The sequence below is a fragment of the Streptomyces sp. NPDC104226 genome, assembly GCF_055584085.1.
This window is the reverse complement of the sequence record NZ_JBVJMS010000002.1, coordinates 241,871-254,414: the sequence shown is the minus strand read 5'-3', so window position 1 is coordinate 254,414 and position 12,544 is coordinate 241,871. Positions and strand designations below refer to the sequence as shown.

The 12,544-nt window shown below is 72.0% G+C and carries 10 protein-coding genes; 5 read left to right on the top strand and 5 right to left on the bottom strand.

All coding sequences use genetic code 11. From position 1 onward, the window contains the following. Positions 1-9 precede the first annotated feature (9 nt). The 5 genes from ACZ60J_RS06490 to ACZ60J_RS06470 all read left to right on the top strand — a co-directional run bounded on the left by ACZ60J_RS06490 (position 10) and on the right by ACZ60J_RS06470 (position 3,639). Complete coding sequence (locus ACZ60J_RS06490) at positions 10-885, top strand: oxygenase MpaB family protein (RefSeq protein ID WP_469679311.1); 876 nt, start codon at positions 10-12, stop codon at positions 883-885. Between the two features lie 54 nt (positions 886-939). After that, positions 940-1,380 carry a hypothetical protein gene (locus ACZ60J_RS06485; protein ID WP_469679310.1) on the top strand — a complete coding sequence of 147 codons (441 nt, stop codon included), beginning with the start codon at positions 940-942 and terminating at the stop codon, positions 1,378-1,380. A 101-nt stretch (positions 1,381-1,481) separates the two neighbouring features. Further along, on the top strand, positions 1,482-2,096 hold the full coding sequence (locus tag ACZ60J_RS06480; RefSeq protein WP_469679309.1) for a TetR/AcrR family transcriptional regulator: 615 nt from the start codon (positions 1,482-1,484) through the stop codon (positions 2,094-2,096). After that, entirely contained in the window at positions 2,093-3,028 is a 936-nt protein-coding gene (locus ACZ60J_RS06475; protein WP_469679308.1) for an SDR family oxidoreductase, read from the top strand. The genes ACZ60J_RS06480 and ACZ60J_RS06475 overlap by 4 nt, the downstream gene beginning before the upstream one ends. Before the next feature lie 158 nt (positions 3,029-3,186). After that, positions 3,187-3,639: a hypothetical protein gene (locus ACZ60J_RS06470; RefSeq protein WP_469679307.1), complete on the top strand. Its 453-nt coding sequence runs from the start codon at positions 3,187-3,189 to the stop codon at positions 3,637-3,639. 100 nt (positions 3,640-3,739) lie between these two features. Here ACZ60J_RS06470 and ACZ60J_RS06465 read toward each other — a convergent pair whose 3' ends face one another. The 5 genes from ACZ60J_RS06465 to ACZ60J_RS06445 form a co-directional block, all read right to left on the bottom strand. Beyond that, the gene (locus ACZ60J_RS06465; protein ID WP_469679306.1) at positions 3,740-6,082 is read right to left on the bottom strand and encodes a M9 family metallopeptidase; all 2,343 of its coding nucleotides are present in this window, start codon (positions 6,080-6,082) and stop codon (positions 3,740-3,742) included. Positions 6,083-6,248: 166 nt separating this feature from the next. Then, positions 6,249-6,923 (bottom strand): response regulator transcription factor, encoded by a 675-nt coding sequence (locus tag ACZ60J_RS06460; RefSeq protein ID WP_469679305.1) that lies wholly within the window; start codon positions 6,921-6,923, stop codon positions 6,249-6,251. Beyond that, a complete protein-coding gene (locus ACZ60J_RS06455; protein WP_469679304.1) occupies positions 6,920-8,131 on the bottom strand; it encodes a sensor histidine kinase in 1,212 nt (403 codons plus the stop codon). The genes ACZ60J_RS06460 and ACZ60J_RS06455 overlap by 4 nt, the downstream gene beginning before the upstream one ends. 2 nt (positions 8,132-8,133) lie before the next feature. Then, the gene (locus tag ACZ60J_RS06450) at positions 8,134-8,655 is read right to left on the bottom strand and encodes a hypothetical protein (RefSeq protein WP_469679303.1); all 522 of its coding nucleotides are present in this window, start codon (positions 8,653-8,655) and stop codon (positions 8,134-8,136) included. A 192-nt stretch (positions 8,656-8,847) separates the two neighbouring features. Further along, positions 8,848-12,204, bottom strand: a complete 3,357-nt coding sequence (locus ACZ60J_RS06445) for a S8 family peptidase (RefSeq protein WP_469679302.1) — start codon at positions 12,202-12,204, stop codon at positions 8,848-8,850. Between the last annotated feature and the right edge of the window lie 340 nt (positions 12,205-12,544).

The window sequence follows — 12,544 nt, the reverse complement described above, 5'->3', positions numbered from 1 at the left end:
GACACCACCATGGACAAGTCCTCTGCCGGCGTCCGGACCCTACGGGAGAAGCTCGGCTCGACGCTGTTCAGCCGGGTGGCAGGCCCCTCCGGCCCCGCCAACCGCGCACGGATCCACACCACACCCGGCCCCCGCTGGTTCGGCCCCGACCGCCCCATCCGCACGGTCCACGGTGACGCCTCGATGTTCATCGGAGGCCTCAGCGCCCTCCTGCTGCAGTCCCTGCACCCCCTCGCCATGAGCGCCGTCGCGGCCCACTCCGGCTTCCGCGGCGACCCCTGGGGCAGGCTCCAGCGCACGAGCACCTTCCTCGCCGTCACCACCTACGGCACGGCGCAGGACGCGCAGCTCGCCGTCGACGGCGTCCGCGCGGTCCACGAGCGGGTACGGGGGACCACGGCGGAGGGCGAGCCGTACCGCGCGGCCGATCCTCACCTGCTCGGCTGGGTGCATGCGGCGGAGGTCGACAGCTTCCTGCGCGCACACGAGCGCTTCGGCGCGCACCCGTGGGACGCGGCCGGATACGACGCCTACGTCGCGGACACCGCGCGGGTGGCAGCGGCCCTCGGCGTGGTGGACCCACCCCGCGACCGGTCCTCGCTCACCGCCCTCCTGACCGCATACCGGCCGGAGTTGCGGGCCACCCCTGAGGCGCTGGAAGCGGCGCGCTTCCTGCTGCGCCACCCACCGCTGCCCTGGCCGGCCCGGGTTCCGTACGCGCTGCTCGCCGCGAACGCGATCGCCCTGCTGCCCCCGTGGGCGCCCGGCCTGCTCGGCCTGCGCCGCGTACCCGCCCCGGCGGACACCTGCGTACGCCTGTCCGGCCAGGCCCTCACGCGGTCGATCCGATGGGCGATGACCCCGCCACCCCCGCCGCCGGGCTGAGCCGCCGCGCGGCCCCGGTCCGCCGGGTGGTGGCCGGGCAGGTACCTTGCTCGGATGAGTCTCCTTGATGATGTGGCCGAACGTGACGGCTGGCGCTGCTGGGTGTGTGACGAGCCGGTCGACCCCGACGAGTCGGTGAACGACCCCCGGGGCCCCAGCGTCGACAGCCGCACCGCCGACCGGAAGGCGAAGGTCGCCGAACGGCTCGCGCACCGCGGATGCAACACCCGCAAGGGCGCCGTCAAGGTGGTCATCGCCTGGCCCGAGCGCCTGTACGTGGTCGAACCCGCGCCGCTGATCGCCGTCGCCGAGAGGCTGGAGCGCAAGGGCGGCCGCGAGATGGTCGGCCGTTGCCCCACCAAGAAGGACGCCCAGGAGGCGGCGGACTGGCTCGTGGACCGGTTCTCCCGGCTGGTACCGGGGATGCCGGTGACCGCCGACGTCCAGTCCGGTGGCGGGCAGTTCCTCATCGTCCTGGCCACCGGCCGCCGCTGACCGCGGACCGTCCGCACCGTCGTCCTTCCCGCGCCGTGGCCGCGGGAAGGACCTGCGTGCTTTAATAAATGAACATGCATTTACTTATGGAGGGAGCGGCCGTGGGGCGTCCCCGAGGGGTCGAGGACCTGGTCATCCTGCGGGCGGCCGCGCAGGTCATGGGGCGGGTGGGTCCGGCCGGTCTCACGCTGGCCGCCGTGGCGCGCGAGGTCGGGTTGGTACCGGGGACCCTGGTGCAGCGGTTCGGTTCCAAGCGCGGTCTGCTCCTGGCCCTCGCGGACCAGTCCGAGAAGGACGCGGCCGAGGCGGCCGGGCGCGTGCGCCGGTCGCACGACTCGGCGCTCGGAGCCTTGGCGGCGCTGACGGTGGAGTCGGCGGCCGTGATGGCCACGCCGGAGAGCTTCGCCCACCATCTGGCGTTCCTGTGCATGGATCTGGCCGATCCGCAGCTCTACGAGCGTGCACTGGCCATCCACCGCACCGCGCAGCGCGCGATCGAGGAACTGCTGACGGAGGCGGCCGGCGCGGGTGAGCTCCGCTCCGAAACCGATACGGCCGCGCTGGCGCGCACCGTACAGGTGGTCATCGCCGGCGCGGGCCTGACCTGGGCACTCGAACGCGAAGGCACCCTCGGAGAACGGCTCCGGCAGGAGCTCGACGCCGCACTGTCCCCTCACCTTCCGCTCCGAGACGGCCACGACCTGGAGGCATCATGAAGACCGACGCGAAGACCGACGTGGAGACCGGCGCACGCCCGCTGGCAGGAAAGGTGGCGCTCGTCGCCGGGGGTACCCGCGGCGGTGGACGGGGCATCGCCGTCGAGCTCGGCGCCGCCGGCGCCACGGTGTACGTCACCGGCCGCAGCAGCACGGGCGGGCGCTCCGAACTGGACCGCCCGGAAACCATCGAGCAGACCGCCGAGCAGGTCACCGCGGCGGGCGGCCTGGGCATTCCCGTACGCACGGACCACGGCCGCCCCGAGGAGGTCCGGGCCCTCGTCGAGAAGATCGCCGCCGAACAGGACGGGCGGCTCGACGTCCTGGTGAACTCCGTATGGGGCGGAGACCCGCTGACCGACTGGGAACACCCCCTGTGGGAGCAGGACCTGGACACCGGTCTGCGGCTGCTGCGGCAGGCGGTGGAGACCCACATCATCACCAGCCGGTTCGCGCTCCCCCTCATGGTCGCCCGCAAGAGCGGCCTGGTCGTGGAGGTCACCGACGGCAACACCGCCCGCTACCGGGGCACCTTCTTCTACGACCTGGCGAAGTCCGCGGTCATCCGCCTCGCCGTCGCCCAAGCCGCCGAGCTCAGGCCCCACGGCGTTGCGGCCGTGGCCCTCACGCCCGGCTTCCTGCGCTCCGAAGCCCTGCTGGACCACTTCGGCGTCACCGAGGCCAACTGGCGCGACGGCGCGGCCCAGGACCCGAACTTCGCCCACTCGGAGACCCCGGCCTACCTCGGCCGGGCCGTCGCCGCACTGGCCGCCGACCCCGGCGTCATGGCCAAGACCGGCCGGGCCCTGGCCACTTGGGGCCTGTACGAGGAGTACGGCTTCACCGATGCCGACGGCACGCAGCCGGACTTCGCCGCCCACTGGGCCGAGAACCTCGAAGAGGAGTACGGCCCCCTCGGCGACCCGCTGTAACCCGAGCGCGCTGGTCTGAGTGTTGCGAGGCGTCCCGGAGGAGTTCAGACGGCGAACACGTCCCGTTCTTATGTCATGTGAAATATCACATGACATAAGCGCCGGCCAGGAACCCTTGGACGGCGCTCCCTCACACGTCACAAGGGGAACGAACCGCGATGAACCGCTTAGCCCTGCTCGCATCCACCGCCCTGGGCCTCGCCCTCTGCACGGTCACCCCGGCCGTCGCCGCCCCGCCGGCGGACACCGTCGAGACGGTCACCTCCTGCGGGAACTCCCGCCTCCAGGCCGGGCTGTCCACACGGGTGTGCGCGGAGATCACCGGTACGGCCGTCACGTTCTACGGGAAGGTCGGACTGGCCGGCCCGCCCTCCCCGGGCAGCCCGCAGCCCGCGGTCAAGGAACTGCTCACCACCCTGTCCGTGGAGGTCGTCGGAGCCGCCCCGCCCCAGACACAGGTGAACACGCTCCGGTTCGCGGGTGCCACCCTCGAGGTACGGGCTCCCGCCGTCACCGCACCCTGCGGTGCGACCGTCCGCGGCACCTTCGGCGTGGCCGCGTTCCCCCGCTCTGCCGACCCGGTGGTCCATGAGGTCACGCTCCCCTGCTGAACGGGCCCGGCGGCCGGCTCCCACGACCTGGAGGCCGACTGGCGTCCGTAGGGCACCCGGCCGGTCCGCCCCCGTGACGGGGCGGACCGGCCGGGCGGGCTCACTCGGACTGCGTGGAGACGCTCACCCCGCTGAAGTCCTGCGCGGCGGCGAGGCTGAAGTACACCCACCCGGAAGGCGGGTTGTCCACCGTCAGGGTCTCGCCGTTGCCGGCGTTCGTGGACTTCGCCTGGTAGCTGCTCGTGGTGGCCCAGTTGCTGCCGCCGTAGTACAGGTCGGCATTGCCGGTGCCGCCGCTGCTCGTGATGGTCAGCTGCTTGACTCCGGCCGGCAGGTACACGAAGTGGTAGCTGTAGTTCCCCGCGGCGGCCGCGAGGTTGTCCCGGCGGCAGTTCGCGTCGAACTGGCGGGGGTCGCCGAAGGTGCACAGCGGGGTCGACGGGGCCTCCGGCAGGGGGCCGCAGTCGTTGGTCGCGCAGGCGGTCGTCAGCCAGGTGGCGAAACCTGCGTCGTACGTGGTGCCGATGGTCTGCTTCAGGAAGGTGCGGGCACCGTTCCAGTCACCGCTGCGGTACTTGCCCAGCACGGTCTGCACGTCGGCGGGGTGCGCCTGGAGCATGTAGCGGACCGCCAGGAAACCCCAGCGGTAGACCCGGTTCGAGTTGACCGCGGGGTCCGCGTCCTGGCCGTAGACGGTGTCGAACAGCTCGCTGAGCTTGTAGGTCTTCTTGCCGGCCTCGGCGATCGCGTCTGCGTTGCGCTCGCCCCGGTAGCCGAACGAGATGTTCTCGGCGATGCCCTCGACCCACCAGATGGTCGGCGTGGTCAGGCTGGCCTCGAAGTCGCCGGCCATGTTGTAGCGGCCGTCGAGGTAGTGGGTGTACTCGTGGTTGAGGTTCCAGATCTGGAAGTCGGGGCGCAGCCAGTGCGCCTCGTGGGCGATGAAGCGGGCCTGGTTGCCGGCGGCGGCCGGGTTGCCCTCCTCGTACATGCCGCCGTTGTCGACATCGATGTCGTAAATGGCCCAGGCGTACAGGGAGTAGTTGGTGTAGTCGTCGAAGACGACGACCTCGAGGTTGGTGTTCACGTCGCCGGGGATCGCGCCCTTGTCGCCGATGACCCGGTGGAAGTAGGCGTCCTGGTTGACCAGGCTGGTGCAGGTGCTTTCCAGCTGGCCGGGGGACATGTCCTGGGCGCGGATCTTCAGGCCCGGGGTGCACGTGTGCTGGATCGGCAGGATGGCCGGGAGCACGCGCGCGCCCAGGTCGCAGATGCCGTAGGCCGCGCAGTTGTTCCTGTCGTACTGGCGCGTGTACCAGCCCAGGTTCATGGTGATCGGGGCGGTGGGGCCGACGTTCGGGTAGCGGTTGATCAGGTTCTTCAGCAGCGGGCGGACCCGCTCCTTGAGCTCGGGGACGTCGAGGGCGTAGCCGAGGAAGCGGCCGACGTTGCTGACCACGTCGAGACGGTTGAGCTGCGCGCCGTTTCGCGTGATGAATCCGGCCCAGGTGTCGAGGATGGCGGGGTCGGCCTTGAGGGCGGCCCGCCAGCCGCGGTCGTCGTTCTTGGCCTTGAAGCCGTTCTCGACGACCCACTCGACGTGCTGCATCGCGAGGTTCATCTGGCCGGGCCACGTGCCGTCGTAACTGCCGAGCATCCACTTGACGACGCCGGCGTAGCGGCCTGCGGCGTGGGTGCTGTCGATCAGGGTGACGACCTCGTTGAGGATCTCGCCGTTGGCGTCCGTGACGTCCTTGCTGCGCGGGGAGGCGAAGAAGGCGTCCAGCGCACCGCGTGCGGCACCGTCGAGGGCCGTGCCGTAGGGGCCGACGACGTCCCCGTAGTTGTCCTGGACGTAGTAGCCGGCCCGCAGGAACAGCACCAACTGCCCGATGGAGGCGCTGTTGCTGCCCGAGTAGGTGGCCGAGGCGTCGCGCAGCGCGCCCGCGACCGTCACCATCTGGGCTTCGTTGAAGGCCTTGCGGGCGTTCTCCCCGGTGAGGTTGAACAGCGGGTACGTACAGGTGATCCGGGGGAGCGCCTTGAGCTGCTGGACGAGGGCGCTGCCGGTCGCGTTGATCACGCCGGAGAGGTCACCGCACTCGTCCCCGGCGGCGGCCGAGGAGCGCAGGCCGTCCTTGCCGGGCTTGGACGGCTGGACGGGCTTGACGGCCGGGGCGGGGGCGGGGGAGGACTCCTCGGCACTGTCCTGCGAGGAGATCCGGAAACGCGAGCCGTTGCTCAGCGCATCGGGCGACTTGGGGACCGGGATCGACCGGGGCGCCGGGGCCGCGGTCCCGCGTGCGTACGCACCGGCCGGGGGCGTGGCGCCGGCGGAGGCGGCGTGGCTTTGGGGTGCGAGCAGGCCGAGCGCAAGGAAGACGGCGGCGCCCAGCGCGGGAAGTCTGCGCGTAGTGGCCTTCGATATCCGGAAGGGATGCATCTGCGGGGGCCTCCGGGGCCGTTGTGGCCGCGTGCTGAAATACACGGGCAACTGATGTGTGACATGTAAAATTTCACATGTCGCATCGCGCCGGAAGACTTTTGGCCGGATTACCTCCGGCGGATGTGGAATCGTTGCCGTGGGAAGGAGAGGGGACGCGACGGCGTCAGGCCAGACCCGCCTCGATGGCGCGCCGTACCGCGGCCGCCCGGTCGCGGATGCCGGCCTTGGCGAACAGGTTGTTGATGTGGGTCTTGACGGTGGCCTCGCTGATGAAGAGCCTCTCGGCGATCCCGCGGTTGGGCAGGCCCTGGCCGATCAGCGCGAGCACCTCGCGTTCGCGGGGAGTGAGGTCCGCGGGCAGGGCGGGTCCCGGCTCGGAAGCCTGCGTGGTCGTACCCCTGGCCGAGGCGAGCAGCCGGTCCTGCACCTCGCGGTCGAGCACGGACTGGCCGGCCGCGGCGGCCCGGATGGCCCGGGTGATGTCCTGGCGTCCCGCGTTCTTGGTCAGGTACCCACGCGCGCCCGCGCCCAGTGCGCCCAGGATCGAGTCGTCGTCGGCGAACGTGGTGAGGACGACCACGGCCACCTGCGGGTACTGCTCGCTCAGGCGGCGGGTCGTCTCGATCCCGTCCATCACCGGCATCCTCAGGTCCATCAGGACGACGTCCACGGGCCCGGCGGCGACGGCCGTCAGCACCTCGGTTCCGTCCGCGGCGGCCGCGACGACGTCGATGTCCCCGGACAGGCCGAGCACCGCGGCGAGCGGCTCCCGGACGGCGGCCTGGTCGTCGGCGACGACCACCCTCAACTTCTGCGGCTCTTCGGTCGGTTCGCTCATCCCGGAATCACTGCCTCCACGTGCCAGCCGCCCCGGTCCGGTCCTTCGGTGACCGGACCCGCCGTAACGGTTCCGTCCAGGAGCGCGACGCGTTCGCGCATGCCGATCAGCCCCATCCCACTGCCGGGCCCCGCGTGCACCTCGCGGGTGCCGGGGCGGTTGCGGACCGTCAGCGTCGTCGATGCCGCGGTGAACCTCAGCTCCACGCCGACGTCGCCTCCGGGCGCGTGCCGCGCGGCGTTGGTCAGTGCCTCCTGGGCGATCCGCAGCAGGTTCTGGGTCACGTGGGTCGGTAGCTCACGGGCCGTGCCGATGACCGTGAGGGCGTCGTGGTGACCGGAGGATTCGACCATCGCGGCCAGGCTCTCCACGAGCGGCAGCGCGTCCTCGCGCAGCGCGTGCACGGTCCACTGCGCCTGCTTCAGGCTCTCCTTGACCAGGGCGTGGGCCTTGGAGTTGGCCTCCCGGACCTTCTCCAGGTCGCCGGTGTCGATCAGTGCGTCGGTCAGTTCCAGCTGCATGTTGATCCCGGCCAGCGAGTGCGCCAGTACGTCGTGCACGTCGCGCGCGATCCGGCCGCGTTCGCTCAGCACGGCCGTCCGCGCCTCGGCCCGGGCGGCGCGTTCCGCCGCCTCGGACGCGGCGATCACCGCCCGTACGGCCTGGCGCTGACTGCGGTTGAGGATGCCGACCAGGACGGGTGTGCCCGTGGCGAGGCCGAGCACCCAGGGCAGTTGCTCGTACCCCGGCCCGAGGTGGAAGTACAGGACGGCGGCGCAGAGGACGCTGCAGAGTCCCGCGAGGCCGAGGGCCCACCTGGTCTCCAGCCGGTATCCGATGTGACCGGTGATGAAGAAGGCGAAGAGGTAGCCCGTTCCGCTGCTGCTGACACCGATCAGGGCGGCCGCCGCGAGGACACCGGCGGTCAGCCAGACGGGGGCGAACCGCTGGGTCGCGGCCGTCTCGGGCAGGCCCCGGGCCAGGAACGCTGCCGTGTTGAGCACGAAGAGGACGAGGACGGCCAAGCCCTGGCCGCTGAAGCCCAAGGGCCGGATCGTCAGGACTCCGACGACGATGACCGCCAGGGTCATGGCCCAGCGGACCCGCGGATCCTGTCCGGGGACCGGACGCCGGGCGGCCTCCGGAGAGGCTGCCGTCCCGGGGGACGGCGGGCTCTCGTGAGGGGGCATGCGCAGAACATACTGCATGGTCAGGCCGTGCGGTCGAGGACGGGCACGGGGCGGAGCACCGTGTGGGCGCGGCTCCGGATGAAGATCGTCGCCAGCCGGGTGACCACCTCGGTGAGGGCCATGAGGACGAACGCCGCCACCCAGGCCTTGTCGCTGGTGATCTGGTGGGTGACGCTGAACCGGGCGACATCGGCGGCGCCGCCGTGCTCGACCCACAGCTGGAAGCCCATCCGGGCCCCCATGCCCACGACCCACAGGACGGCCGACACCACTCCGGCCTTGATGAGGACGTGCCCGTCGACCGTCCGGATCCGGGTGTAGACGCCGCCCGCGATGCCGAGCGCGGCGCCCGCGCCCACCAGGACCGCGATCAGCGTCAGGTCGTGGCCGGCGGTGGGGATGGTGTCCAGGTACGAGTAGGCCACGAAGGCCACGATCCCCAGCGGGAGCAGGAAGGACTTGAGGTCGAGCCGTCCTTCCCGGAGCTGCCGGAAGACGATCAGGATGAGGGCGATGTCGGTGATCCACTCGGTCGTTGTCATGCCCTCAAGGCTGCTACGGGGCGGCGCGCGACACCTGGACCCAGGGGTGGAAAGGGGGGTGGAGATCGGCAGCGGCCGGACCACCTGCACGCACGTGATCCGAGCCGGGCGGACGCCCGAGCGCCCGCCCGCCCCGTGTCGTGACGGGCGGGCGGGCGATCAAGCGGTCAAGCGGGGCTCAGGAAGCCGGGATCACTTGCCCAGGTAGGCGTTGACGATCGTGACCTCGGACGCGTTGCCCTGCTTGTCGGTGACCTGGGCCCGGAAGGAGATGCCCTGGTCCTTCGCGGGGTTCCGGACGGAGAACGCACCGTCGGTGACCTTGACCCGCTTCCAGGTCGTGCCGCCGTCGAGGCTCACCGAGATCGTGAGCGACTTGAGGTTCTTCCCTGCGGCCGATCCCTGCACGGTCACGGGGATCCGGGTGACCTTGCCCGCCGGGGCGCGGGACGAGATGTCGAGCGGGGCCGCGAAGCGCACCGTCGAAACCGGGAGCGCTGTGTGGGCGGCGACCTGACCCGAGCGGAAGGTGAAGCTCGTGTCGATGCGGGTCGAGACGGCGGACACGTCCGCGGACCGCTCGACGGAGGTCGTCAGCCGGTACTCGGCATCGGCGGCGTCGACCGTGAAGGGCTCCCACCCGCTCAGCGGGTCCTCGTTCTCGCCGACCTTGACTCCGCCCCGGTACAGGGTGGTGGCGGTCTTGGTGAGCGCCGAGGAACCCGCGTGGCCGGCGCCGTCGGCGAACAGCGGCACCGCTCCGGTGATGGTCTGCTTGCCCGTCTCCGGGTCGGGTGCGCTGCGGAACACGCCCAGGCCCGGGCTGCCCAGGAGGGGTGAGAAGACGCCGGTGTTGAAGGTCTCGCGGTGGGTGGAGCCCGCCGCGTAGCGCTTCGGCTCCAGGGCGGCCTGGTCCGCCTCGACGCGCTGCTCGCCGTCCGCGTTCGGGGCGCCGAGCTGCCAGAACCCGCTGCGCCAGGTGGCTCCGTCGACGGCGGAGAGCATGAGCGTACGGGTGCCGGGAGCGGGCTGGACCGCCCCGTAGAAGTCGCCCTGGGCCATGCCGGGCAGGGTGGGGGCGGCGTAGGCGTAACCGGACTTGCCGGGGGCGGACGCGCCCATCTCCACGGAGAGCTTCGCCAGTTCGGTGGCCTTCAGGTGCCGCTCGTACCCGGTGGCGAGACGCTTCGTGACGCCACCGAGGGCGACGTTGTACTGGGAGGCCGGCGCCTTCAGGAAGGTCGCGAGCCAGCTCTGCGTGAGCGAACCGTCGGTCACCTCCGGCCCCATGTGGGCGGAGCGGAACCCGGTGTACCCCTTGGGGAGGACCCACCCGTTGCCGAGGTGGCCTTCGCCGACCTCCTGCTGGTAGTACGGCAGGGCGAAGTCGGCCGTGGCCAGACCGGGAACGGTGATGTCCACCGGCTTCGCGGTGCGTGCGTCGACCGTGACCTTGGTGGTTCCGGCGACCTCCAGCCGCGGCTGGACGAGCCAGTCGACGCCCTTGGTGAGATCCGAGGCGTCCTGGTACACGGCGCCGTGCAGGGCGTAGGTGCCCTTGGGTAGACGCAGGGTGCCGGAGCCGGACTCGTTGCCGACCCCCGTCCATATGCCGTCGGCGGCGCCCCCGATTCCGAACAGGGAGTGGGCGAACTCGCGGGCCGGGGCGCCGTCGCGGTCGACGGTCGTGATGGTGACGTCGTACGCCTCGGCCTCGCGGACGGCCGCCGCGCCCGAACGGACGGACTGGCCGCCGCCGGTGGCGGTGACGTAGGCGGAGAAGGCGCCGTCGACGTCGCCGAGCCGGGTGTCGGCGGCCAGGTCGACCTCGGCCCGTCCGCCGGCGGGCACGGTCACCTTGGTGGCGCCGAGCGCGAAGAACCCGGCCGGGGCCGGCTTGCCGTGGGAGTCGGTGCCGGCCACCGCGAGGTCGAGCGTGATGTCGCTCGCGCCGAGGTTGCGGTAGGCGATCTTCTTCGTGAGGGGCTTGTCGTCGGAGTGCGGCCACTGGGCCGTACCGAGGGACACCGACGGCTGCTCGGTGATCACCGTCTGGGTCAGGGCCTTGTCCACCTGTACGCGGCCGGTGCCCTGCTCCTGGACGCCGGCCGCGCCGTCCTTCGTGGACGCGGTCAGTGCGCCCTTGAGCTCGGTCCCGGTCCAGCCGGGGTTCTTCTGCTTCAGCAGCGCCGCCGCTCCGGCCACGTGCGGGGTGGCCATGGAGGTGCCGTTGAGCCGCAGGTAGCCCGGGGCGGGGTGCTGGGCCCCTGGGTCGGTGTCGAGCTTGCTCCCCGGGGCCGCCGCGGCGGCGATGCCCACGCCGGGCGCGGTGAGGTCGGGCTTGACCGCGCCGTCGCCGACGCGCGGGCCCCGGCTGGAGAACTGCGCGAGGACGTCCTTGCTGTCGACGGCGCCCACGGTCAGAGCGGCGTCGGCGCTGCCGGGCGAGCCGACCGTGGACTCGCCGGCACCGTCGTTGCCCGCGGCGACGGCGAACAGGACCCCCTTCTCCGCCGACAGCCGGTCGACGGTGGCCTCGACCGGGTCCACGCCGGGGAAGTCGCGGCTTCCGAGGCTGAGGTTGACGACGGACGCACCCTCGGCGACCGCCCACTCCATGCCCGCGATGACCGCCGAATCGGAGCCGTAGCCCCGGTCGTCGAGGACCTTGCCGCTGATCACCTTGGCGCCGGGCGCCACGCCCTTCATCGCCCCGCCGGAGGCCGCCCCGGTCCCGGCCGCGGTGGAGGCCACGTGGGTGCCGTGGCCGACGCGGTCGATGGTGTCGGGGGAGTCGGAGAAGTTCTTCTCCCCGACGACCTGGCTCTTCAGGTCCGCGTGGGACGTGTCGACACCGGTGTCCAGCACGGCGATCTTCACGCCCGTGCCGTCGAACCCGGCCTGCCAGGCCCGGTCGGCACCGATCTGCTTCGTGCTCTTGTCCAGGCTCGCCTTGCGCACCCCGTCCAGCCACACCTTGCCGATGCCGGCGCCGGCGGCGCGCAGGCCGCGCGCGGTGGGCTGCGTCAGGGCCTCCCAGACCTTCGTGGCATCAGCGGGCGAGGCCTTGACGGCTTCGGCGTTGACGGTCGGGAGGGTGCGCCCCGCACCCTTGCCGGCGGCGGACCGCAGCTCCGCACGCGCCGCCCCGGCGGAGCCCTCGTACTGGACGATCAGGCCGAGCCCGCCGCGGTGCAGCGAGCGCAGCGCCGGGTCGGCGAGCGTGGTGACGTCGAAGAGGCGCCGGTCCAGCTTGCCTGCGGCCAGCAGGGCCCGGGCGTCGGCGGGCAGGACCAGGGTGCGACCGTCGGCGCGTTCGATCTGGACCGGTACGCGCTCGCGGCCCTTGCCGGGCTCGAAGCGCACGACGGCGCCGCTGCCGTTCACGGTCACCCGGTCACCGGTGATCAGCGTGACGGTCACGGGCGCACCCGTGGTGCTCCGGGTGGGGGAGGAGGCGGGTGCCGCCCCCGCGGGGCCGGTCAGCCCCGTGCTGAGGGCGACGACGGCGGTCGCGAGGGCGAGGGCCCCCGCGGCGCGTCGAGGCATGTGTGTCCGTGTGAACAACTCTGCTCCTGTGGAAGGCGCGCACGGCGGCCGGAGCCGTGGCGCGCGCCCCGTCGTGTGGCGTACGTGGCGTACGCGGTGTGTGCGTGGGGTTGGGGGTGCCGCCGGCCGCCGGGGCCCGGCAGGCCCGGGTCCCACCAGCCTCCAGGGGGAGAAGCAGAGGTGGGCGGGGCGGACCGTCCGGGCCGCTCGGCGACCGGGGCACGGCAGCAGTCCACCGGCTCACGGATTGTTCAGCAGCCTCGATCCGGGCCGCTGAACAATTGTTTTCCGTGGCCGAAGAGGCCCTTGTGGCTGCTGGTGCCCCCGCATACGGTGGAAA